This window comes from Nitrospirota bacterium (assembly GCA_016214855.1).
GTDB lineage: Bacteria > Nitrospirota > Thermodesulfovibrionia > Thermodesulfovibrionales > UBA6898 > UBA6898.
Genome location: JACRMT010000017.1, coordinates 20,487 through 42,663 on the forward strand (window position 1 = coordinate 20,487; position 22,177 = coordinate 42,663).

At 52.2% G+C, this 22,177-nt stretch carries 18 protein-coding genes; 2 read left to right on the top strand and 16 right to left on the bottom strand.

What is annotated here, in order from left to right; translation table 11 throughout:
• Window position 1: 1 nt before the first annotated feature.
• The 5 genes from HZB62_14240 to cas3 are packed head-to-tail and all read right to left on the bottom strand — an operon-like array spanning window position 2 to window position 6,639.
• Window positions 2-598, bottom strand: coding sequence for a four helix bundle protein (locus HZB62_14240; GenBank protein ID MBI5076309.1), 597 nt, complete (start codon window positions 596-598; stop codon window positions 2-4).
• Window positions 588-1,427, bottom strand: coding sequence for a type I-C CRISPR-associated protein Cas7/Csd2 (gene cas7c, locus HZB62_14245; GenBank protein MBI5076310.1), 840 nt, complete (start codon window positions 1,425-1,427; stop codon window positions 588-590). The genes HZB62_14240 and cas7c overlap by 11 nt, the downstream gene beginning before the upstream one ends.
• A 17-nt stretch (window positions 1,428-1,444) precedes the next feature.
• The gene (cas8c, locus tag HZB62_14250; GenBank protein ID MBI5076311.1) at window positions 1,445-3,505 is read right to left on the bottom strand and encodes a type I-C CRISPR-associated protein Cas8c/Csd1; all 2,061 of its coding nucleotides are present in this window, start codon (window positions 3,503-3,505) and stop codon (window positions 1,445-1,447) included.
• Entirely contained in the window at window positions 3,502-4,206 is a 705-nt protein-coding gene (cas5c, locus tag HZB62_14255; protein MBI5076312.1) for a type I-C CRISPR-associated protein Cas5, read from the bottom strand. The genes cas8c and cas5c overlap by 4 nt, the downstream gene beginning before the upstream one ends.
• A 12-nt stretch (window positions 4,207-4,218) precedes the next feature.
• On the bottom strand, window positions 4,219-6,639 hold the full coding sequence (gene cas3, locus HZB62_14260) for a CRISPR-associated helicase Cas3' (GenBank protein MBI5076313.1): 2,421 nt from the start codon (window positions 6,637-6,639) through the stop codon (window positions 4,219-4,221).
• Between the two features lie 438 nt (window positions 6,640-7,077).
• Between cas3 and HZB62_14265 the strand changes: the two genes are divergently transcribed.
• Window positions 7,078-7,305 (top strand): type II toxin-antitoxin system HicB family antitoxin, encoded by a 228-nt coding sequence (locus HZB62_14265; protein MBI5076314.1) that lies wholly within the window; start codon window positions 7,078-7,080, stop codon window positions 7,303-7,305.
• The gene (locus HZB62_14270) at window positions 7,298-7,543 is read left to right on the top strand and encodes a type II toxin-antitoxin system HicA family toxin (protein MBI5076315.1); all 246 of its coding nucleotides are present in this window, start codon (window positions 7,298-7,300) and stop codon (window positions 7,541-7,543) included. Before HZB62_14265 ends, HZB62_14270 begins: the two co-directional genes overlap by 8 nt.
• Before the next feature lie 125 nt (window positions 7,544-7,668).
• Here HZB62_14270 and HZB62_14275 read toward each other — a convergent pair whose 3' ends face one another.
• From HZB62_14275 to HZB62_14325, 11 genes are all read right to left on the bottom strand, one after another.
• Window positions 7,669-7,929 carry a DUF4160 domain-containing protein gene (locus HZB62_14275; protein MBI5076316.1) on the bottom strand — a complete coding sequence of 87 codons (261 nt, stop codon included), beginning with the start codon at window positions 7,927-7,929 and terminating at the stop codon, window positions 7,669-7,671.
• The gene (locus HZB62_14280) at window positions 7,922-8,185 is read right to left on the bottom strand and encodes a DUF2442 domain-containing protein (GenBank protein ID MBI5076317.1); all 264 of its coding nucleotides are present in this window, start codon (window positions 8,183-8,185) and stop codon (window positions 7,922-7,924) included. The genes HZB62_14275 and HZB62_14280 overlap by 8 nt, the downstream gene beginning before the upstream one ends.
• A gap of 160 nt (window positions 8,186-8,345) precedes the next feature.
• Window positions 8,346-9,845: an AdeC/AdeK/OprM family multidrug efflux complex outer membrane factor gene (adeC, locus tag HZB62_14285; GenBank protein ID MBI5076318.1), complete on the bottom strand. Its 1,500-nt coding sequence runs from the start codon at window positions 9,843-9,845 to the stop codon at window positions 8,346-8,348.
• Between the two features lie 31 nt (window positions 9,846-9,876).
• Window positions 9,877-13,044, bottom strand: a complete 3,168-nt coding sequence (locus tag HZB62_14290; protein ID MBI5076319.1) for an efflux RND transporter permease subunit — start codon at window positions 13,042-13,044, stop codon at window positions 9,877-9,879.
• Window positions 13,045-13,056: 12 nt separating this feature from the next.
• Window positions 13,057-14,262 carry an efflux RND transporter periplasmic adaptor subunit gene (locus tag HZB62_14295; GenBank protein MBI5076320.1) on the bottom strand — a complete coding sequence of 402 codons (1,206 nt, stop codon included), beginning with the start codon at window positions 14,260-14,262 and terminating at the stop codon, window positions 13,057-13,059.
• A 101-nt stretch (window positions 14,263-14,363) separates the two neighbouring features.
• The gene (locus HZB62_14300) at window positions 14,364-14,972 is read right to left on the bottom strand and encodes a TetR/AcrR family transcriptional regulator (GenBank protein ID MBI5076321.1); all 609 of its coding nucleotides are present in this window, start codon (window positions 14,970-14,972) and stop codon (window positions 14,364-14,366) included.
• Between the two features lie 169 nt (window positions 14,973-15,141).
• Entirely contained in the window at window positions 15,142-15,933 is a 792-nt protein-coding gene (locus tag HZB62_14305) for a phosphatidate cytidylyltransferase (GenBank protein MBI5076322.1), read from the bottom strand.
• Window positions 15,923-16,624 (bottom strand): isoprenyl transferase, encoded by a 702-nt coding sequence (locus HZB62_14310; GenBank protein ID MBI5076323.1) that lies wholly within the window; start codon window positions 16,622-16,624, stop codon window positions 15,923-15,925. The genes HZB62_14305 and HZB62_14310 overlap by 11 nt, the downstream gene beginning before the upstream one ends.
• A 21-nt stretch (window positions 16,625-16,645) precedes the next feature.
• Window positions 16,646-18,310, bottom strand: a complete 1,665-nt coding sequence (locus HZB62_14315; protein ID MBI5076324.1) for a hypothetical protein — start codon at window positions 18,308-18,310, stop codon at window positions 16,646-16,648.
• Complete coding sequence (locus tag HZB62_14320; GenBank protein MBI5076325.1) at window positions 18,307-20,379, bottom strand: DUF1926 domain-containing protein; 2,073 nt, start codon at window positions 20,377-20,379, stop codon at window positions 18,307-18,309. The genes HZB62_14315 and HZB62_14320 overlap by 4 nt, the downstream gene beginning before the upstream one ends.
• Before the next feature lie 267 nt (window positions 20,380-20,646).
• Complete coding sequence (locus tag HZB62_14325; protein MBI5076326.1) at window positions 20,647-22,107, bottom strand: hypothetical protein; 1,461 nt, start codon at window positions 22,105-22,107, stop codon at window positions 20,647-20,649.
• Window positions 22,108-22,177 lie beyond the last annotated feature (70 nt).

Here is a 22,177-nt window from a genome sequence, read left to right on the forward strand (position 1 = left end):
CCTATTTCTTCCTTCTCTCTGACCGCACCCGATAGAGCCTTTCCGTGAAGCCACCCTCTTCCAAAAACGCCTTCTCTAAGGCCTTCAGTTGTTGGTCAAGCAGGTAGTTTGTCTGATGGATCAGGCAGACCATGGTATTTGCAGCGGTTTCAGAGGGCGAAGCCTCCAGATAGGTCTTATAAGTCAAATAGGACCTATTCTTAGCATAGGCCAGCTTTCTGACAGCCTGGGCATCTGCGTGATCTTTTCCCCAAAGAGGAAGTCCTTTCTGCCTAAGATAATCCTTAAAGTCCAGAAGAAGTTCCTCAAGACTTGCCCGAGCAATTCCTACCAGCTTCAGTTCAGTCTTCTTGGAAGTGCCTGAGGCCATGCTCCCTTCGGCGATATTCTGTTTGCCGCTCCTCGCAGCCTGCACCATCTGATCATGCGTGCGAGAGCGGATATTGATAAACCTGTTGCAGAACACCACCGTCGCGTCATAAACAATCTCCGCCATCTTGTAAGATTGCAGCTCCCGATAGCCGCCGTGCGGCGGGATGAGACATTCATCCTTATTTATTGAGGGCACGACGTTTATCTCCTTTTTCTCAGAATCCATCAATTTCTTCCGGTTTCAACCCTTCGAGATTATCCAATCTATAAGTCCCATCCGGGTTTACTGACAATGTTTTGTGAACCTTTGCCGATGAATATTGACCTGGTCTGCTGTTATGCTGCCACCAGAACACCTTCTCAATAGCCATGCTCCCTTCAGGCCGGGCCGATGAGGCATCACCTTCGAACAGTTTTGGCAAGATGCCCTTGATGATTTCGGCATCATCGTTGCTAAACCCCGTTCTCTCGGCCAGTTGCGGATTCATGCTTCCGAAAGTGACATAGAAGGCCCGATCCACTCGGTGCTTCATTCCCATAGTATCGGAACTCTTTTTGGTGCCATCGCCCTCGCCACTCACACTTTTTGTAATCTGGGTGCTGGTGACGCTAACCGGTTCAACGCTGAAAGCTGACTGAATAGTGACTGGCCCGCGAATCGGAATGGAAACCCCGTCTTTTTCCTCGCTTTTGAAGGCAAATAACTGACCAAATGACCTTACGTCCAACCATTTTTCGCAGGCCTTCTTAGCGGTGGTTTCAGGTGTTGTTCTCCTGATGTTGAATGCATCCTTTCCAAGACCATAATTATCGTCCTCTGCGCGGGCTTTTAGGCTGGGCATGCCATCGGTCTTCTTTTCATCCGACTGAACGAATATCTCATGTTTGGCCTCCTGCATACGATCCCGAATCTTCCGTTTCAAACAGACATCACTGACTTCGCCATATCCGTCATAGTCTGTCCGGGGCCGATTGCCGTTCAAAGGGTCACCGTTAGGATTGGCGTTTTTCACACTGAAGATAACCGCAAAGTCAATTTTTCTGTCCAAGCTCATGATTGTTCTCCTTATGTTTATTTATTATCAAGCTCAATAGCTTCATCTTGCCCTTTTCGCACCCACTTCCCTTTTTCTAATTTGAATTCCCTGAACCACTTTCGCTGGGAATGAAAACCTAACAAAAATTCACCGGACAAGGATTCTTTTGATTTGAATTCATTGACATCAAATGCGTCACACACATCATCAAGCAATCTCTTATACGCATCGGCCAGTGGCGCTATATTGTTCTTTAGTCGTTCCTGATATGGGACAATTCCCTTTTCAATATTGAGCCATGTTGAAAATGGCCTATCGGCAAATCGTTGCATAAGCCTGCTGGCTACTGTTGACCGTGGCTTTTCATCAGCAATAATCATGGCCATCTCTTCAGTTCGCTCCGCTATGGCCAAAAGACGACCATAAAGGTAATCCCGTGTGGTTCTGTCTTGTTCCAGTGTCATTGCATATGTCCTCCTTTGATTATTATTCGGATGTCTCCCGTAGAACCCGCGATACAGGGCACAGGCAACGCCTAAATTTCTCTCCCATTCCCAATGTTCACAACTATTACGATTACTGGCGCGCCTGACAGCCGCATTCAAAATATCGCGAGGAAAAGGCCTGCCATCAATAATGCACGGCAAAATACGTTCATGAAGATTCTTCCTCAGGACGTCATTGCTTTTCAGGATGTCGCCATAGGCAGCCTCGGTGATGGTCCTCGGGGCGGGTGAACTTACTGGCCAAATTATTTTGCTGACCGGTTTCTTGCCCTCTCTTGAACTTGGGACTTCGATTGTATGCCGCTGAGGCCAGGCAAACTGGGTATGCCACTCTTCAAGTCTCTCGAAAAACTCACTTGCCATCAGCTCTCGATAGTACGTAACTGATAACCTTCCCTTAGTCGCAGCATCAAGTGCTAAGACGATAATAGATTCCGAGGGCTTTAAGTTTGCTGAATAACCTCTTATGTAATTGTTGAGTTGTAGAGCGAAAGATTGTCCGGCATCAATTGAATGATCTATTACGGGCTCGTCTATCCTGACTTCAGTAGACAGTCCGACTTCCTGATGCAATGCAACCCAAATATCTTCCATAAGTTCAGGAATCGGCTTCCCCGAGACAGCCCATGCGACAATTGCCTGTTCTCTGTTTTGATATCCTTGTCTGGCAATCAACCATCGCAATACATTGTGAGCTTTTTGGCTCACTTCGAATGAAAGTGCACATGCTTGATCCGCTTCAGTAAACCGCCCGCTAAAGGTTAAATAGGTGGAATCGGTTGGCACGGAAATCAATTTTGCGTCATTGATTTTTTTGATGATTCCTTTTGGGTGACTATCCACAATGAAGCTTGCCTTCCCCAGGAGCTGACATATGCCATTTTCTTGATTCCTATCCGCTGAAAAAGCTTGCCACTTCTCTATCAAGGCAGAATCGCCCCAGGTTTGGTCGGCCGGTTCTCCAAGACGTTGCACTCGCCAGCGAATCTTTGCATTTCCCTGCTCACCGCCACTAATTGCGTTGAGTAGTGGTGGTTTTGCTTGTTTTTTCTTCGAGTCTTTTCCGAAAGGCCCTTGTTTTGCCCAGTTGTTAATCAGTATTTTGCTTCCGTCATCTTCATATGAGAACAAAATTCCTGCATAAAGCAAATCCCGAACTACAGTACCTTTTGCAACATATTTTTTTACCGCTTCAATTTTGGGATGAGTGAATTGAGAGGACGCCCATGAATCAAGAATCTCGTAATACTTCTCAAAATATGATGCCTTAGTTCCTCCGAAATCAGGGTAATCCTTTGCGACATATTGGATTTGCTCCGCTAAGGGATAGGGGGCAGGCCCATTCGTACGCCCTGTTAAACTCTTTGGGGTTATTGGGATAAGTGTTTCTTTCCCCTTCCAATAAGCCTGCTTGCCGTAAGTGACCTCATGGACAAGAGACTCTGCCCTTACAAAATTCCCTTCTCCATCAAGAATGATTTCTATATGGCATTGTTCGTTCTTGTGGTAAAACGGTTCTAACGAGTCATTTACTTCGTCGTTCGTGGAGACAGCCTCATAGGTTTCATACAACTTTGCGAGCCAGCTCATAACCGGGCCTCTTCCTGATCTACGGGGAGAACGTTCTTCTCCAGACCGAATTCCTTGGGAATCATCTCGCGAACGAACCGCTGGACCTCACACTCTTCCGGCCTCGGAAACTCGATAATGCCTTTCCTCATAACGGCATGCCAGAACCGGCTGTGTAGCTCATTCGTACCGGTTTCATCCGGGTAGTCGAAACCGTGGAAAATCAGGCCGAAGCTGAGCTCGTCAATGCCATCATATGGGCTTTCACCCTCACCGAAGACACAGGGTTCGACATATCCTTGGCAGTCACGGGTACCGAGAAAGATGTCCTGCCGCCCACCTTTCTCAAGCATCCTTGTGACGATACTGAAATGCTTGCCGTCGATCCGATCTTTCTTTAGGGCGGGTTGCTGTTCATTCCATTCGAAATGGGCTTTGACCTGGTATTCCACATCATGAAGGAAGGTATAGATGGCAAGGCTATTGCCACCGCCCCAGACCAGTGGTTTCGTGCCCTTGGTCTGTGTGCGCAGGGGCTTCATGACCCGAATCTTGTCAACGTGCCAGATGATCGTTGGTTTCCAGTAAATGGATTTCAGCACCCCTTTAATGGCCTCATAGGTAGGGACATGATAGGAGCATTTCTCCCCGCCGATTTTGGTAACAGGGTCGGTAAACAGCGCATACCGCCCCCATAGCCGGAAACTGATGTCGTTCTTCATTCGATTTCCTCCCTAAGCGTTTAGAAATTCCATTGGGCCGATCTCTTCGGTGGATAAGCCGAAGTCCCGGCTGTAATACCGCTCGTCGAGATAATATATTTCCGCTCCTTTCTGGACAGGCCTCACAGCCTGAGCTTCCTTCAATTTCTGCATAACATTTGGAAACATATTGACGCTGTATTTCTGCGCTCTCTTTAGCAATTGATGTGCTTTTGTCGGTTCAAACGCCGCACAGAGACCGGTGATAATTTCCTTGCCCTCTCCGTAAGGGACGATGACTGCCTGAGTCGGGGCGTCAATCGCTTGGAAAATCTTTCCTGCTGTGCCGAAGGATTGTCTGAGTTGCAGCGGCTCTGTTCTTGCAATATTCCGGCGATTGTCGCTGAGAAGACTCAATAGGCTATCCTGTCGTCCGGCTTGTCGGGGGGAGACCGGATAATCCATCTCAGCCGCCCGGCTGTAAAAGTAATAGGAGAAATAGAGAGACATTACTTCAGGGTCTATCAAATCGGTATCACCTTTTTCTGACAAGACCCGCAAGGCTTTATCACGGCCCTCCTTGATATCGTGGAGCATATCAATTGCCTCTTCCCGTGGGTTGACGACATGCACGGTTGCCTGCGGCAATTTGCCGTTTCTATTGCAGCGCCCGGCCGCTTGGGCAATGGAGTCCATACCGGCCAGAAAGCGGATCACCGAGGCAAAATCCACGTCCACTCCTGCTTCGATTAATTGGGTGCTGATACACATTACGGGCAACTCATCGTCCAATCGTTGCCGAACCTGGTCCAGAATCACTTTACGATGGGCCGGACAGAGACTGGTACTGAGATGGAACAGGCTACCTGCCTCGACCTTGTCTTTGCACGACTCAAACAGAAGTTGCGCCCACTTTTTGGTATTGACTACGACGAGGCAACTCCCCTTTTGTTCATATTCATCGACAGCCAGCTCGGTCAACTCGGATTCTGTCCATCCAGCTGGACGGACCTTGTTGCTGATTGCCACTCTTTTGAGCTGTTCAAACAATTCGACAACATTTTCGACCAGCTCATTTCCTTTAGGAATGGCCAGTTGCCCTTTGTCGGGTGATTTCAACTTATCGAGCAACGGTTGCGTCGCAGTGCAAAGGACAACCGTGGTGCCAGCCTCTGAAACAAGAAAATTTACAGCATTACAGAAAAGATGGACGCAGTTGATCGGTAAGGTCTGAATCTCATCAAAAATCAGAACCGATCTTGCCAGCTGGTGCATCTTCCTGGCCCCGCGCGTTCCCCCGCTGAAGAGGGTGTCGAGAAACTGGACCATGGTGGTAAAAACGATCGGTGCGTCCCAGTTCTCGGAAATGAGCTTGTCTCGCCAGGTCTGTCGTTCCGGCTCAAGATTAGAATGATGTTCGAGCACCCAGGGGTATTTGTCACCCTCAACCTCAAGCAAGTCGCGAATGGCCTGGGCATTTTGTTCGATGATCGAGGTATAAGGGATGATATAGATGATGCGATCAAGGCTGTGCTTCTGGGCATGGTGCAGGGCGTAACGTATGCTGGAATAGGTTTTGCCGCCACCGGTTGGCACGGTTAAGGTATAAATCCCCTGCGGATCAACTGCCCTTTCCTTGCACCGCTCCGAGATAGACCTGCGGATGGTGTCGATGTCATGCCGGACTGGTAGGTTAGTAAGCTTGGTTTCAAGGCGTTCAATGGCAACCGGCCAGTTAGCACGCCCCTGCGACCGCAAACTTTCATTGCCCGGGTTTTCAAAATCGGCGCTGTTAATTCTGTCCGCATCAATCAGGCAGCTGAACAAGAAACGAGTCCACAGACCAATACCGAAATGCCTGACGATCATGGATTGATATTTACCGGGATCAACCAACTTGAGAATTTGTTGCGAACATTCTTGAATGAGGCCCGGTGTAGCAAGAAGGTTAAGCTTCTTTAAAACCTCAGGATCTACAGACTCCATGCACTCCTGCAGATGGGTTTTTGCATCGGCCTTGCGTATCCTGGCAACAAATCCATTTACCCCATCCGGCTTCAAACAATCGATCAATCCAGCACCATGGTGAGAGGCAAGACAGAGCGCAAGTATTTGCCCTACCAGTTCCCCCTGCTGACCATATCGGCGAAAGTTTTCCCATATCCACTGTGCTCCGGCACTTGAATGATCAATTTTGCCCCTGAGTGTCACGGCATCGACGTAATCATCATCTGCATCGGGGTTCAGTATTCCGGTTGCCGATTGGATGTAAGCCTGAAACTGTCTGCTGTACTTGCCAAAATCATGAAGCAAACCAAGTAACTCCCCCGCCTCAGGTATGCCAAGCTTGCCAGCCAAGCAGCGCGCAATTACCGCAGTGTTCATCAAATGTTCACTTACAGTTTGTTCCTCCCCGTCGTGTGTCCGACGATGGGCTATGAAGAGGTCATTCATTTATAACTCCTGATTCAGCCGTTCCTTCTAGATGCTCCCTCAGGGAATACACCCGGCCATCTGCAAATAAGCAATCAGCGTTCAGCATTCAGTTCTTAGCTTCTTGATAAATAGGCAAATAGCCATCAGATATCGGCGATCAGCATGCATTGAATATTCCCCTCCATAAAGTCCATCATATCACAGGACCACCCCCAAGGGATGTCCTACGTCTTCTGAGTTCTCAGCTTCTTCACAGCCTGAGGAGTCGTCAGATAGTTCTCTTTCGAGACAACCTTCTTGCCCCTTCTTCTCCAGGTCTTTCCGTGCCTTCCAGAAACATTCAGCTGGTTTCATAATGTAACCAACTCTCTGTCGTCATTCTTTAAGCTGCCAACCTGTGCTTTCCCTCTGCACAGCTGATTGACTTCGCCAATGCTGCGGTGATATAACTTAAGCATGAAAAAGATAATACAGGTCCATATGTACAAAGGGGATGAATACTACGTGGCAGAGTGTACCGATCTGCCGGTTGTAACACAGGGAAAGACACTCGATGAACTGGTTGCCAATCTGAAAGAAGCCCTGGAGCTTCATCTCGAAGACGAAGACCTGGCTGATTTCGACATTGCGCCTCATCCGTCAATTCTCGCGAACCTGGAAATAGACTCACCGGTGCATGCCTAAACTTAAAGTCCTGTCTGGTCAGGACGTCATAGGCATACTTCTGCTCTTCGGGTTCGTCGTTGCCGGACAGAAAGGCAGTCACATCAAGGCAGCAAAAATCCTCGCCGACGGCTCCCGGCAGACGCTCACCATCCCTAATCACCCTCATCTCGATAAGGGAACTCTCAAGGCCATTTACAGGCAGGCGTCCCGCTACGTCGCCGAAAGCGAACTGAAACCCCATTTTTATACTGAATAGCATCAGTTCCGCTATACACATAGGCAATTAGCCAACAGCTTTCGGCGATCAGCATGCATTGAATAGTCCCCTCCATGAAGTCCATCATATCCCAGGACCTCCCCCAAGGGATGTCCTGGGTTTTGCTATTTCAGTGGTTCGATTTTGTCCGGCATCTGATGATTCGTGGCCTGCTCCCAGGCCTTCAGAAGCTCAGACTGATGCATTGATGCCCATTCCATGACAAGGCCAAGGGCACGAGGCGACAAGTTGCCGGTAATGACACTCAGGGAAGGTATCTCGATGAGGATCTCTTCTTCGCCATACACGGCATGAAAATGAGGCGGGTTGTGCTCTCTGAAGTATAGGTAAATTACGATCCCGAAAAATCTGCTCAGTTCAGGCATGCGTTGCCGTCAAAATACCTTTACCCGTAAGTTCAGCATGAAGGGAATCGGGACAAAGATCTATGCCGCCGGGCCAGGCTATTGTATGCGTATCAGGATTTACAAAAACAGCCCTGAATACCGACAGATCGTTCCACGCGGAAAAAACCCCCTTACCCGCAACATCGCCGAGATCAACGATTCCCTCCGCACTATCATTGAACCTGAGCCATACCTTATAATTGTCGAGCGGTTTTACTTCAACAATGCGATGCATTCGGCACCTCCTTGCTTATGCTCCATTCTACTACAAAATATGCCGGCTGTCCCAAAAACCTGAGCATTGTTGAACTACCCGATCACATTCAGGAAAAGGCAGCACCGGCAGAATACAGGGCAGGCAAAGTTGACACTCTCGATCTTGTCTTAGGCCCCCCTTACTCCCCGGCATCTCCTCCCAGTACCTTATAGAGCGTTGCCAGGTTGATAAGACGGGAAAGACGGACCGAGATCAGCCCCTGCTGTGCATTGTACAGCGAGCGCTGCGCGTCCAGCACGTTGAGGTAGCTTGCTATGCCGCTGCGGTAACGCGCCTGGGATAAACGGTAGCTGGCGGCAGCTGCATCAGTCAGAGACTGCTGCGCCTCCATCTGATCGCCAAGCGTTCCAAATTGCGCCAGAGCATCTGACACCTCTTTGAATGCGACCTGGATCGCTTTTTCATACCGGGCAAGGGAGATCTCGCGGTCGACTTCCGTAACTCTCAGGTTGGCCAGATTCCTCCCGGTGTCGAAGACCGGCAGAGTGATCTGCGGCGCAAAGCTCCATGCGCCGGTCCCATGATGAAAAAGACCCGACAACTCGGGGCTCGCAACACCAACGCTTGTCGTGAGAGTGATACGCGGGAAGAACGCGGCACGTGCTGCTCCGATGTTGGCGTTGGCAGCCCTGAGAAGGTGCTCAGCCTGCATGATGTCAGGGCGGCGCTGCAGTACATCAGACGGAAGGCCGGCGTTGAGCTCTTTCAGCGCAGTGATCTCACTGAGGCCTGCAGGTATGAGGTCAGCCGGTACGGGCGAGCCGATCACGAGCGCCAGTGCATTCTGGTCCTGGGCTACAAGGCCGGTGAAACGGGCAATGTCCACACGGGCTGCATCAACGCTTGTCTGCGCCTGACGGAGATCCAGCTCGGATGACGCGCCGGCTTCAAAGCGGCTTTTGATAAGCTTATACGAAGTCTGCTGACTTGCCAAAGTATCCTGCGCGATCTGCAGGTGTTCCTTATCAGCAGCAAGGGTCAGGTATATGCCTGCAACCTCTGACACCAGACTGATCCGCAGACTGCGGCGTGCCTCCTCTGTCGCGAAATACTCCTCCAGTGCCTTGTCCTTAAGGCTTCGCACGCGGCCGAAAAGATCGAGTTCATAGGAGCTGAATCCGAGGTCAGCGCTGTATTGATGCACGTTCATGGTCTGACCTGTGGACGAGATGCCTGCAGGGACCCGCTGTTCGATCCCTCTGGCGGCCGCATTCACGGTCGGCAGGAGATCGGCGCGCTGGATCCTATACAAAGCCCGTGATCTCTCAATGTTCAGCGCAGCCACGCGCAGGTCGCGGTTATTCTCCAATGCAAGGCTGATCAGTTTCTGCAGCTGCTCCTGCATAAAGAAATCTTGCCATTTGATATCAGCAGCAGCCCTGTCAGACAGCTTGCTCTCCTTGTAAGCCGGTCCGCCCGGCCAGTCACCCGGTACTGGCGCATCCGGACGTGCATATTTCGGAGCCATGGTACAGGCAGAGAGCGCGAGCAGGACAAAGGCAACAACTGCAGCACGGAGCCCAAAGAAAATCTCCCCTCGCCCCTCTTTGCCAAAGAGGGGTAATTCCTCCCTTTGAAAAAGGGAGGTGAGGAGGGATTTTATGTTCAAATATTTCATTTTGCGAGATACTCTCAATAGTCTTTTCATATTATTGTCCCTCCGCAGTTGCGGGATCAGCAGGCGCTGCTGCCTGCGGTTTATGTTTTTTCCGGCCAAACATTCGTGATACCATCACAAAGAAAAAGGGAATAAAGATCAGGTCGATGAACGTAGCAGACAGCAGTCCGCCGGTGACAGCGGTGCCGATTGCATTCTGGGCTGAAGCACCCGCTCCCCTGGTCAGTGCCAGCGGCAGCGTGCCGAAGAAGAAGGCCAGGGAGGTCATGATGACCGGTCGCAGCCTGATCCTGATCGCAGCCAGGGTTGCATCGACAAGCTCATGTCCCTGATGCATCTGCTCTTTGATAAACTGAATGATCAGTATGGCGTTCTTGGTCGAAAGGCCGATGGTGGTCAAAAGGCCGATCTGCAGATAGACGTCGTTGGGGAACATGCGCAGCTTGACCGCAGTCACCGCGCCGACCAGCCCCAGCGGCAGCATCAGCAGGTTCACTACGGGAATGGTCCAGCTTTCGTACAGGGCTGCCACTGCGAGAAATACGACCAGGAGCGAGATCGCATAGAGCGCCGGCGCCTGTGCGCCGGCATTCTTTTCTTCATACGAGAGTCCTGTCCACTCGTACCCGATCCCGGGCTGCAGCTCGCCCACCATCTTCTCCACTTCGGCCATCGCCTCGCCGGTGCTCACGCCGGGGGCTGCCTGCCCCAGGATCTCGACAGACGGAATACCGTTGTACCGCTCCAGCCGCGGCGAGCCGTATTGCCAGCGCGCAGTGGCAAAGGCTGAAAACGGCACCATGTCGCCGCTCTTATTCCTCACATACCAGCGGTTGATGTCCTCCGGCAGCATGCGCGACTGGGGTTCAGACTGGAGGTAGACCTTCTTGACCCTGCCGTTTTGGATAAAGTCGTTTACATAAGTGCTCCCCCAGGCAGTCGAAAGGACACTGTTGACGTCAGCCAGGGATATCCCAAGGGCACCGGCACGCACGTCGTCGATATCCAGCTTGAACTGCGGGGAGTCATCCTGGCCGTTGGGCCGCACCGCGATCAGTTTCGGATTCTTCATGGCCATGCCAAGGAGCTTATTGCGGGCCTCCATCAGTTTCTCATGCCCCAGACCGCCTCTATCCTGTAATTGCAGGTCAAAGCCATTAGCCACACCCAGTTCAAGCACTGCAGGAGGCGAAAAGGCAAAGGCCAGGCCGTCGCGAAATTTGGAGAAGGCCTTCATGGCACGGCCTGCAACGGCCTGCGCCTTCAGGTCCGGGGTCTTGCGCAGCTTCCAGTCCTTCAGCCTGACAAATGCCAGTCCCATATTCTGGCCGCGACCGGCAAAACTGAAGCCGGCCACGGTTATGACACCTTCTACTGTTTTGCTCTCCTGCTCCAGGAAGTGCTTCTCCAACTGGCGTATGACCTGGATGGTCCGCTCCTGGGTGGCGCCTGCCGGCAGCTGGACCTGGCAGATGATGAACCCCTGGTCCTCATCGGGCAGGAACGAGGTGGGCAGATGCAGGAAGAACCAGACCATGACAGCCACGATAACGCCATAAACCAGCAGGTAGCGTACCGGCTTGCCAAAGGAGCGGCCTACAATTCCTTCATACTGTAATCTTCTGCGGTCGAACCAATTGTTAAACCAGCAGAAAAACGATTTTAACCAGCCGGAATCACCCGGATGACAGCCTTTTTGGATCGGTTTGAGCAGGGTGGAGCAGAGCGCCGGGGTCAGGATCATCGCCACGAACACAGACAGGATCATTGCAGAGATGATGGTGATCGCGAACTGCCGGTAGATAACGCCGGTGGAACCGCCGAAAAAGGCCATCGGTAAAAACACCGCAGTCAGCACCGTGGCAATGCCCCAGAGCGCGCTGGTGATCTGCCCCATCGACTTGATGGTGGCGTCATGCGGTGAAAGCCCCTCCTCGGACATGATACGTTCCACATTCTCGACAACAACAATGGCATCGTCAACCAGCAGGCCGATCACTATGACCAGTGCAAACATGGTCAGGGTGTTGATCGAAAAACCGGCAGCAGCCAGCACGCCCATGGTCCCCAGGAGCACCACCGGGACCGCAATGGTCGGGATCAGCGTTGCTCGCAGGTTCTGCAGGAAGAGGAACATGATGATAAAGACCAGGAATACCGCTATGATCAGGGTCTCGACCACTTCCGCGATCGAGATCCTGACAAACGGTGTGGTGTCGTAAGGATAGACCACCTTCATACCCGGCGGAAAATACCGGGACAGTTCCTCCATCTTGGCCTTGACCCGTTCGCCGGTCTCAAGGGCGTTGGCGCCTGATGCAAGTCTGATCGCCATGCCGCCCAAGGGTTTGCCGTTGTAGTATGACTGAACCTCGTAGTTCTCAGTGCCGATCCTGCTTTCGGCCACATCCTTCAGCTTTACCGTGGAGCCGTCCGGATTGGTACGCAGGATGACGGCATCGAACTGCTCCGTGTTCTGCAGCAGGGCCCTGGCATTGATGGTAGCGTTCAGTTGCTGTCCCTTGGGTGCGGGGACAGCGCCGAACTGACCGGCAGACACCTGGACGTTCTGGGCCTGCAATGCCGCGATCACCTCATTGGTGGTCAGGTGGTAATTATTCAGCTTGGACGGGTCCAGCCAGATCCGCATGGCGTTCTGGGTGCCGAACAGCTGCAGTTCACCGACCCCCTCCAGGCGGCTGATGATGTCCTGAAGGCTGGAGACCATATAGTCGGTCAGGGCGTTCCTGTCCATCGAGCCGTCTTCCGACACCAGACCGACGATCAGCAGAAAGTTTCGGGTGGATTTGACCACCTGGATCCCGGACCGCTGGACGATCTGGGGCAGGAGCGGTACCGCAAGCTGCAGTTTGTTCTGCACCTGCACCTGGGCGATGTTGGGGTCAGTGCCGGCCTTGAAGGTCAGGGTAATCGACACGGCCCCGGCCGAGTCGCTGGTGGAGGACATATAGATCAGGTTATCGATACCGTTGAGCTTCTGCTCGATCACCTGGGTGACCGTATCCTGGACGGTCTGGGCCGAGGCGCCCGGATAGACCGCGTTGATGGCTATCTGCGGCGGCGCGATCGGCGGGTATTGGGAGACCGGCAGTTTCTTGATCGCCAGAAGTCCGGACAGCATGACCATGATGGCGATGACCCAGGCGAAGATGGGACGGTTTATAAAAAATCTTGGCATGAAGGATCTCCTTTATTTTTTTGCCGGTGCGTTCGGCGCAGCAGCTGAAGTTCCTTCCACCTTGCTGCCGAAAGGAACGGTCTTGACCGGTGTGCCGGGCCGGGCCTTCTGCAGTCCTTCAAGGATGACACGGTCTCCGGTCTTCAGTCCTTCGCTGACCAGCCAGCTGTCGCCAACGGTTCTTGCGGCCTTGATGACACGCGGCTCCACCTTGTCTTCTGCCCCTACCACCATCACCATGGCATTGCCTGTCGGATTACGGGTCACGCCCTGCTGAGGAATAAGGATCGCCTGATCATGTATGCCTTCTTCAATGATCGCGCGAACGTACATTCCGGGCAGCAGCGTATGCTTCGGATTGGGAAAAACCGTACGCAGGGTGAGAGAACCGGTATTTTGATCTACCGTGACTTCCGAGAACTTCAGCAAACCTTCCAGCGGATACGGTGAGCCGTCTTCGAGGATCAGTTTCACCTTTGAATGGCCGGCAGCTCCTTTTTTAAGCTGGCCGCTCGCAAGGGCCTGCTTCAGACGCAGCATTTCAGCACTTGTCTGTGTAACATCGACATAGACCTGGTCCAGCTGCTGGATCGTTGCAAGAGCCGCGCCCTGATTCGCAGATACCAGAGCCCCCACTGTCACCGACGACCTGCTGATCCTTCCGGAAAGGGGCGCAGCAATACTGGTGTATGCCAGATTGATGCGCGCGGTCTCGACTGCGGCCTTGCCGGCCTCGATATCAGCCTCTGCCAGCTTAAGCGCCGCGCCGGCATCGTCGTAGTCCTGCCGGCTTACCGCATTGATCTGCACCAGTTCCTTATATCTCCCGGCCTTCAGCCGGGCAGGGATGACATTGGCCTCAGCCTTTGCAAGCAGGGCCTTTGCGCTGTTATACGCAGCCTGATACGAAGCAGGGTCGATCTGGTAGAGCACCTCGCCGGCCTTGACATCCGCACCCTCAGTAAAGAGCCGTTTCTGAATGATGCCGCCGACCTGCGGACGGATCTCGGCGATAAAGAAGGCAGCGGTGCGGCCGGCAAGTTCCGTGGTAAGCACAACACGCTGCGGTTTGACCACCACTATCCCCACTTCCGGGGGACCTGCCGGCGTCTGGCCGGTTGTTGCGTTCTTTTTCCCGCAACCGGTCAGGACAAGGCATGCGGCAAGTATGCCGATGACAGCAATTATTCGGGCTCTGCGTAGAGGCTGTTTGCACATCTTTGGAAATGACATATTCGATTCCTCCAAATTTCTGTAATAAAAATCAGTTCGCTCTTTTTTTGATCCTGACCTCCGGTCTCCATGCCGGCAGGACAAATCTACTTCTGTAATCCCCGCAGCAATACATCGACCAGCGTATGCGCTACAAGTTCGCATCTATCCTTCGAAAAACCTGCGCAATAAATATTCTTCGCTATTACCCCGTGGGAAGCAATTGCGAGGGTATCGACTATGACATCCACATCGATCTCCCGCAGTTTCCCGGCGTCTATGCAGTCCTGCACGATCTCTTTAAACACGAAGTACGTGTTTCTCGCCATGGATTCCTTTTCGACCAATTCCTGACGGGTCCCGTAAACGCTCTTCGTGAAAAAGATCAGTTTGTATTGATTGGGGGTTTTAAGGCCGAATTCTATGAGGTAAAGCAGGGCCTGACGCAGAGTCTCGACAGGGTCCTGAGAAACCGACCTGATATGGTTCAGCTGTGAAGAAAAATGCTCAAAGAACTCTTCACAGATGGCGAAGAGCAGATCGTCCCTGTCTTTAAAATAAAGATAGATGGTGGTGGCAGAATAGTCTATTTTTTCGGCAAGCCTGCGCATCGAGAACTTTTCGTACCCCTCATTAATAAAAAGCTCCCGGGCTGCATTGAGGATCTCCCGGCGAAATTCCTCTTTATTCTTTGCGCGTTTTTCCTTAATACCCATGCAGATTCCTTATCATCGTTATTTATTCTTAACGGCGTTATCTTATCCTTCTTCCATAATTTTTTTCAACCATTTATTTTTTCGCCATTATAGCCAAAGAATGTTGCTTTCATATAAGAGGATGTTTCAAGAGAAGATTTTTGCAACAGGTGCTTCGGAGATGCGGAACTTATCCGATCACATTCAGAAAAAGGCAGGTCCAGTAGAAGGCAGGGCCGGCAAAGGTGACACTGTCGATCTTGTCCAGAAAACCACCGTGCCCCGGCACAATGGAGCTCGAATCCTTTACGCCGGCGTCACGCTTGAACATGGACTCAACAAGATCGCCGAGGATCGTCGTGAAACTGACAACAAGCCCTAAGATAATAGCCGAGGAGAGCGGCATTACAGCAAGGATAGTAAATTTAATAAGCAGGACGCCGATGAGACCGCCTATGAAAGAACCGACTGCTCCCTCGACCGTCTTGTTCGGGCTCATCTCGACATAGAGCTTTCTCCTGCCGATGCTCTTGCCGACATAGAGAGCCATGCTGTCAGAACCCCATACAGCAGCATAGAGCATTACCAGAAGCGGGGCCCCGGCCTTGATAATATCAAGCTGGAACGACAGAAGTCCCGGGATGTACAGAAGCCCGAATACGGCGGCTGTCGCCTCCCGGACAGAACCGGCAGCATCTCTTTTCAGAAAAAGCCGCAGGGTCAGCATCGTCAGAACCGCAATAAAGAGGGCCTCAGAAAAAAGCTGTCTTGCAAAGAACTGCATGGTCAGGATCACTGCACCGAAGAAGAGGCCCGAGTATTTCAGATGGCTGCCAATGCCCGCGATGGCATAGAACTCTGCAAGAGCGACCGTCGAGACTGCAGTTATCAGCAACAGGTAATACTGCGGAGGCAGGTACATGGTATAAAGGTACAGAACAGGGACAAGGATAAGAGCTACGAGCAGACGCTTAAGATGCACTGACCCTCCCGGAGATCTTGCCGAAGCGGCGCTCTCTTCCCTGAAAGTCCTGGATCGCAAGCATGAACTCTTCCCGGTCAAAGTCAGGCCAGAGCGTATCTGCAAAATAGAGCTCTGCGTACGCCGCCTGCCAAAGCAGAAAGTTCGAGAGCCTCCGCTCGCCGCTCGTCCTGATGATCAGATCGGGCTGGGGAAGTCCTGCCGTATCAAGATATGCGTCAAAATCCTCTTCATGCAGTTCAGCCGGGTTCGTGCAGGAGTTCATCACTTTTCTGACAGCCCTGATGATCTCACTCCTGCCGCTGTAGCTGAGCGCAGCCACAAGGTTCAGCCCTTTATTGTTCTTTGTCTTATACTCTGTCTCCCTGATCAGGTCCTGAATGTTCTCGGGCAGGCGCCAGGTCTCGCCAATGGCCCTGAAGACGACATCTTTTTTTATGAGAGCCTCAAATTCATTTTTCAGGTAGTACTCCAGGATCTTCATGAGCATGGAGACCTCTTCCTTGGGCCTCTGCCAGTTCTCGGTAGAAAATGCGTAAAGGGTCAGGCAGTTGATACCGAGCTCAATGGACAGATCGATCACCTCGCGTGACCGCTCTGCGCCTCTGCGGTGGCCCTCGATGCGCGGCAGCCCTCTCAGCTCAGCCCATCTGCCGTTGCCGTCCATGATAATGCCCACATGGCGGGGCATCCTTCCGTGCAGGTCCAAGATCTATCTTCCCCTTGCAGAGTAAATATACATATGCATTACCAGAGGGTTTTCACCCTTCAGAACATTTTCGAACTTAACGCCAAGGAACGGACTCGAAAGGACAACGATCTTATCACCCACCAATGCATAGTCAAAAAGCGTTCCCGGAACGTCGTCGATCAATACGCTCTCTTCCATAGAAAAACCTGACCACCGCAAGGTCTTGAGCAGAGACTTTTTATGTCCCAGCCCTTTTGCCATACCAACGATAGGGACCTTATGGATCACCAGGACCTCGTTGTTCCTCACGCTGAGCCTGTCCTTGACCGCCCATTCCGATTCCTGAATATAGGAAGCAGGGGACTTTTTCTTGAAGGTCGCGTTAAAGGCTCCCACACTGGTCGTGCTCTTCCATATCCGGATCCCCTTTTCGTCAAATACGCTCAGAAAACCCTTCTCATCATAGGCAACAACATGGTGTTCATTGCCGGGGCCTTCAAGGTCGATAAAATCATAGATATTGACGCCTTTCGGCAGTTTGAGCTTCTCACCTGCTTTATAGGTGCTGCCATCCCATATGACCGCAAACACATCACCATCAAACCCCTCATCCTGAGAATATTTCTGGCCGATCAGGCCGTTGCCGGACCTCCGCATAAAGAACTTGCCTTCCCAGAGCTTCCTGAACTCGGCTCCTTCAAGCTCATGAATTGTCGAATAGACCTCTCCGTTTCTCATCAAAGTAATGATCAGTTCTTCTCTGCCGTTTCGGTTGAGATCCAGGGTATCGATCCAGAGGTGATCGTCAGAAGCCTGGCCTTTCAGTTCCCAGAGGGGTTTAAGGTCAACTCCCGGCAGATAGGTCCGCAGGTCCTTTCCGGTGCTCAGACCGATCTCCTGCTTTCCGTCTCCGTCAAAGTCTCCGGTCACAACAAAGCGGGCGCCAAAGGGAAGGTCGTAATTAAGGAGTGCCTCGCCTGACATGCCGCCAAAAAATTCACCCCCCAGTTTAAGGTCCTTGGTAAATGAAACATCGACCTTTACCTCTGCATCATAGAACCTTGAACCGTCGGATGCCCAGAAAGCCTGCTCCCTGAGCAGCGTGCTCTTGTCAGCCTCCTTTGCCGTAAGAAGAACGGCAACATCGGCATTGAGTTTTTTCGCCTCTTCGACCGCCCTTGTGCTGTCGCCCGTTTCAAGGGCTGTGTCAGACATCTCTACACGGCCTGTTGCCTTGAGCTTCCGGTACAGGTCATCGCCAAGGTGCCAATCTACCGTCTTGTCCTGGACAAAGACCATCTTCACTTTTGTTTCTGAAAGTCTCAGTTTGTCGCCGACACGAACGGTTCCGTCAATAAGTGTACCGGTTATCTGATCGCCCTGAACAGTCATGATCTCTGCCTTGCCTGCATGGGACTCAACCCTGCCGAGGATCTCACGGGTCACCGGATGCCTGAAGGGTTCACCTTCCTTCAGGATGTTGAGCCGCATGCCGGTCCTGAGACCATCCTTCATGTTCATCTCGGCAGTGATCGAACTGCCCTCAACGCTCACGACCTTTCCGCTCACCGGCTTAAAGAACTGAAGCGTTTCGGTCGTCAGTCTTGCCAGAGGATCCTCTGCACCAAAGACCGCTGATGTCATCACCGCAAGATATGCAAAAACAATAAGTGTTCTTTTAATCACGCTGTTTCCTCCCCACAATGAACCGTAAAAGCCAATTTTTTTCTGTCAAGGCACGGAAGCGGCAGAACGAACAGAAACGCGGTGCCCTGATAAAGCCGTTCCACTCCCTGCTCTGAAAGGGAGATGGTCTCAACAGGATAGTGCCAGAGCTGTATATCTTCCGAGAAACTGAACTGCAGCCGCAGATTAAGGAACTTGTCCTCAACAATAAACTCTCTGACCGGCTCATGCAGGGCCTTTGACCGCATCTGAAGCGTCCTGTCGTTGACCCTGATCAGCGCAAAGGGCGACCCCAGGAGAGAAAGGTTCATCTCCACGGCAAACAGGCCGGCAAAGTTCCCCTGGAGCCGGTATTCGACATTGATGCGCGATGCATGGGTAAGGTCGACCTTCTTTTTTAGATCAACCGTGTTCTGCCGGACAACGCCATCGCGGGAGAGCGTAAGACTGATGTCTCCTTTTTTGTATGACTGCGCCAGGGAATATATTCCAGTGGTAAAGTCACCAAGCTCTTCATATTTTGATCCTGCCATGTCATCGAGGGTGGTTCCGGCAGGCAGAAAATGGTCGAGAAGCGATACGCGCCGCTGACGGTCATAGACGAGAAATTCGGACAGACCCTCCTCTTTAACGGTCAGCTGGTCATGAATGGTCCTGGTGCCGTCGCCGGCACCGGATGCCTCGGCCACCTTTGCATGATATGCCTCAGGCCGCCTCGTCAGGATATCGAGGATATTGACCGACTGTTTCCTGAGCGAAAGCTCGGTCAGGCATCCGCCCCTTTCCGTTGCCGCAAGGACCACCTGTTCCGTGCCGATAAGGATATCTTCAAATCCGTCGCAGTCAAAATCTCCCTGCTCGTTCTGTTTGTGGTCCCTGAGGATATCGCAGGCCAGAGATTCTGCCCTGAGCAGGTGTCGGTACAGCGCAGATCTCAGATGCGGCAGGTACAGGCCTCCGAAAATGCCATGCCAGTATGCGTCGTTGCACTGGCCTTTCCAAAGCTCGGACAGCGCCTCTTTTCCCTTCTTCGGGTTCGCACTGTTCGCCTCATGGACCTTCTGGCTGATCATGCGCATCCGCTTGTGGATATGATTTGACTCAGGATATTTCGTGAAGAAGGCCCGCCAGATGCCTCCCCGCAGAAGCTGTTTAGCCCTGTCGCCCGAGGTCTTCTCCAACCGTTCAAGGACCTGTTCATATTCGATAGCCCCTTCCGGCGGCAGTGTCCACTCTCCCATTTCCCGGTACGAGGCGGTCGGCAGATAGACCCTTCCGAGCGGCTGGAACCGGTCGTAATATGCGCTGAAGGTCGTGGTCTCAAGCCAGTCGCTGTTGTCCTCGATCGCAGTGAAGAACCGGTCGAGCCAGCGGTCCTCATAGCAGTGCTTGTAGGTATTCGGCCAGACGCCGAACTTCTCGCCGTCGTCAGCCATGGTAAGAAGCGGATTTCCGCCCTTCATCGATACTTCCCTGAAATAAGAGATCGTCTCTTCAACGGATCTGAACGGGATCAGGTACCGGAGCTTTTCGCTGCCCGGGAACACGCTCACGATATTGCCGTCTTCCTCGGTAATGTAGTACCCGAGAAGATCCCTGTCCTCAAGCCCGGTAAGCTTGAAGTGGTAGTCGTCGATCGGCAGGTATTCAATGCCTGCCTCTGCAATGAACTTCGGCATCTGCGGTTCCCATACGCGCTCGGCAAGCCACATGCCCTTTGGCGTATGCCCAAGGTTCTTTACAAGAAACTTCGAAAGCTCCTTTACCTGGAGCGGCCGGTCTTTTTCCGGCAGCACCGTAAGGATCGGCTCATAAAAGCCTCCTGAAAGCAGTTCTATCCTCTGCTCTTTGACGAGATTACGGAGGATCTCTATTGCCTCGGGATGGTGATCGAGCATCCACGAAAGAAGATGTCCCGAATAATGGAGCACCACCTTCAGTTTTGGATGACCGAGCAGGGTTTCGAGGAACGGCAGATAGGACTTTGCATAACAGTCCTCGAGCACATGATCGAAATTCCCTACCGGCTGATGATTATGAAATGCGAGAATAAGATGAAGTCTTGACATCTGCTCCTTATCCGGTTATACCCCTGCGAATAAAATTATTAATGTATTCCTCCGGCAGCAGGCAGGCAATGGATTTTTGCTTACCAATATACCATAAACGACCGATACGGTGAAAGAATCCGGCCGCAAACAGACTGACGTCAGCGGATCCCTGATACTGATAAGTGCATTAGTTATTTGTCATCAATAAATCTCCCCTCACCCCTCGGGGCAGTTTTCCTCCCTTTGGCAAAGGGAGGATAGGAGGGATATTATAATTGGACGTCTTCATACCTTTGAACTGCTTAGCAGAAATCCTGCTACTGTCTTCTGAGGCTGCGCGGCATCCCAATATGCATACAGACAGGGCGTTTTCCCGATCCCGTCAAGCAGGTACGGGCTGCCAAAAGAGATAAAAAGGTCAGCCCTGGACCTGAAGTGTCTGAGCATGCTGAAGAGCCAGATACTCGCGCCGCCCTTCCATGCCTTTGTCTCTGAAAATAGGGCAACGATCATAAACTCATCTTCCTGTTTACGAATACCCTGAGCCTTTGAGCCCGGTCCGAGCTCGAGCACCCTTATTCCCGGCATATGCTTCTTCATGATACGGCCAAAGCCCCTGCCCTTGTCCCCGGCGTCATCGTTAAGAATAATAAGCAGAGGGGTTCCCCTGATGCTGAATCTGCGTGAGGCCGTGACCGCATCATCGGTAAGCTGCCTGGACATGCCGGCATGAAGATCAAAAGCCGGTTCATTGCTGACGGCTGAAGGTCTTAACCTTTTTCGGAATTTAATCAGTCTCGCAGGATCAGACCATGGGTTCATTCTCTCCAGAGAGGCTGCAACTTTTTCTGCATCCGACGGATGAAGCAGTATATCGACCCCTGCCTCCAGCGCCCGGAATGACGCCTCTTCCTCGGAAAAGTTGCCGATGCCGCCCATATTCAGCGCATCGGTAACAAGCAGGCCGTCATATCGCATTTCCCTGCGAAGGAACTGCACTGCATTCTTTGAAAAGGAGACCGGTGTTCCTGACGCATCAAGCGCAGGCACGCTCAGATGGCCTAACATGATCATCCTGACCCCTGCCTCTATTGCCGCTGCAAAGGGCTTCAGTTCATATCTCCGCAGCCTCTTCATATCCTGACGCAGGACCGGTAGCCTGATATGGGAATCGACCGAGGTATCGCCATGGCCGGGGAAATGCTTGCCGCAGGCTGCAATGCCGCTGCCCTGAAGAGCCTTGATCATTTCAGTGCCAAGCAGGGAGACGACCGCAGGGTCCTCGCCAAACGCCCTGACCGCGATGATCGGGTTCTTCGGATTGGTATTGATATCGAGCACCGGCGCAAAGATCGTGTTTATGCCAACATACTTCGCCTCGACCGCCACTGCCTTAAACGACCTTCTCAGAAGGTTTATCGCTGACCGCTGACCGCCGCCGGCTGACCGCTGATAGCTGATAGCTGATAGCTTTTTATACGCCGCCCCAAGCGCCATGGCAGGAGGGAAAAGCGTGCCGCCCTTCAGCTGCTGCCCCAGCCCCCGCTCAAGATCAGAGGAGATGATCAGCGGAAGTTCTGCCTCTTCCTGAAGTCTTCTGACATAGGTCCGAACGGTCTGAAGATCGCCGCCAAAGATAATAAAGCCTGCGATACCTTTTCTGACGAGGGCACGGTACCGGGAGAAGTTCTTCCTGATCTCTTCCCCGTTCAGCCTCGGGATCATGAACTGGTAATAATTCTGCATGACGGTATTATACCTGCAACAAACCGATCTGTTTGTAAAGAATCATTACATGTTGGTATTCTAATCAAAG

Excerpts from the sequence above, each read along its gene's own strand:
- cas7c (MBI5076310.1), bottom strand. The coding sequence starts at position 1,427 with ATGAGCTTGGACAGAAAAATTGACTTTGCGGTTATCTTCAGTGTGAAA.
- HZB62_14240 (MBI5076309.1), bottom strand. The coding sequence starts at position 598 with ATGGATTCTGAGAAAAAGGAGATAAACGTCGTGCCCTCAATAAATAAG.
- HZB62_14265 (MBI5076314.1), top strand. The coding sequence starts at position 7,078 with ATGAAAAAGATAATACAGGTCCATATGTACAAAGGGGATGAATACTAC.
- HZB62_14325 (MBI5076326.1), bottom strand. The coding sequence starts at position 22,107 with ATGCAGAATTATTACCAGTTCATGATCCCGAGGCTGAACGGGGAAGAG.
- HZB62_14295 (MBI5076320.1), bottom strand. The coding sequence starts at position 14,262 with ATGTGCAAACAGCCTCTACGCAGAGCCCGAATAATTGCTGTCATCGGC.
- HZB62_14275 (MBI5076316.1), bottom strand. The coding sequence starts at position 7,929 with ATGCCTGAACTGAGCAGATTTTTCGGGATCGTAATTTACCTATACTTC.
- HZB62_14280 (MBI5076317.1), bottom strand. The coding sequence starts at position 8,185 with ATGCATCGCATTGTTGAAGTAAAACCGCTCGACAATTATAAGGTATGG.
- HZB62_14310 (MBI5076323.1), bottom strand. The coding sequence starts at position 16,624 with ATGCCCCGCCATGTGGGCATTATCATGGACGGCAACGGCAGATGGGCT.
- cas5c (MBI5076312.1), bottom strand. The coding sequence starts at position 4,206 with ATGAAGAACGACATCAGTTTCCGGCTATGGGGGCGGTATGCGCTGTTT.
- HZB62_14270 (MBI5076315.1), top strand. The coding sequence starts at position 7,298 with ATGCCTAAACTTAAAGTCCTGTCTGGTCAGGACGTCATAGGCATACTT.
- HZB62_14300 (MBI5076321.1), bottom strand. The coding sequence starts at position 14,972 with ATGGGTATTAAGGAAAAACGCGCAAAGAATAAAGAGGAATTTCGCCGG.
- HZB62_14320 (MBI5076325.1), bottom strand. The coding sequence starts at position 20,379 with ATGTCAAGACTTCATCTTATTCTCGCATTTCATAATCATCAGCCGGTA.
- adeC (MBI5076318.1), bottom strand. The coding sequence starts at position 9,845 with ATGAAATATTTGAACATAAAATCCCTCCTCACCTCCCTTTTTCAAAGG.
- cas8c (MBI5076311.1), bottom strand. The coding sequence starts at position 3,505 with ATGAGCTGGCTCGCAAAGTTGTATGAAACCTATGAGGCTGTCTCCACG.
- cas3 (MBI5076313.1), bottom strand. The coding sequence starts at position 6,639 with ATGAATGACCTCTTCATAGCCCATCGTCGGACACACGACGGGGAGGAA.
- HZB62_14290 (MBI5076319.1), bottom strand. The coding sequence starts at position 13,044 with ATGCCAAGATTTTTTATAAACCGTCCCATCTTCGCCTGGGTCATCGCC.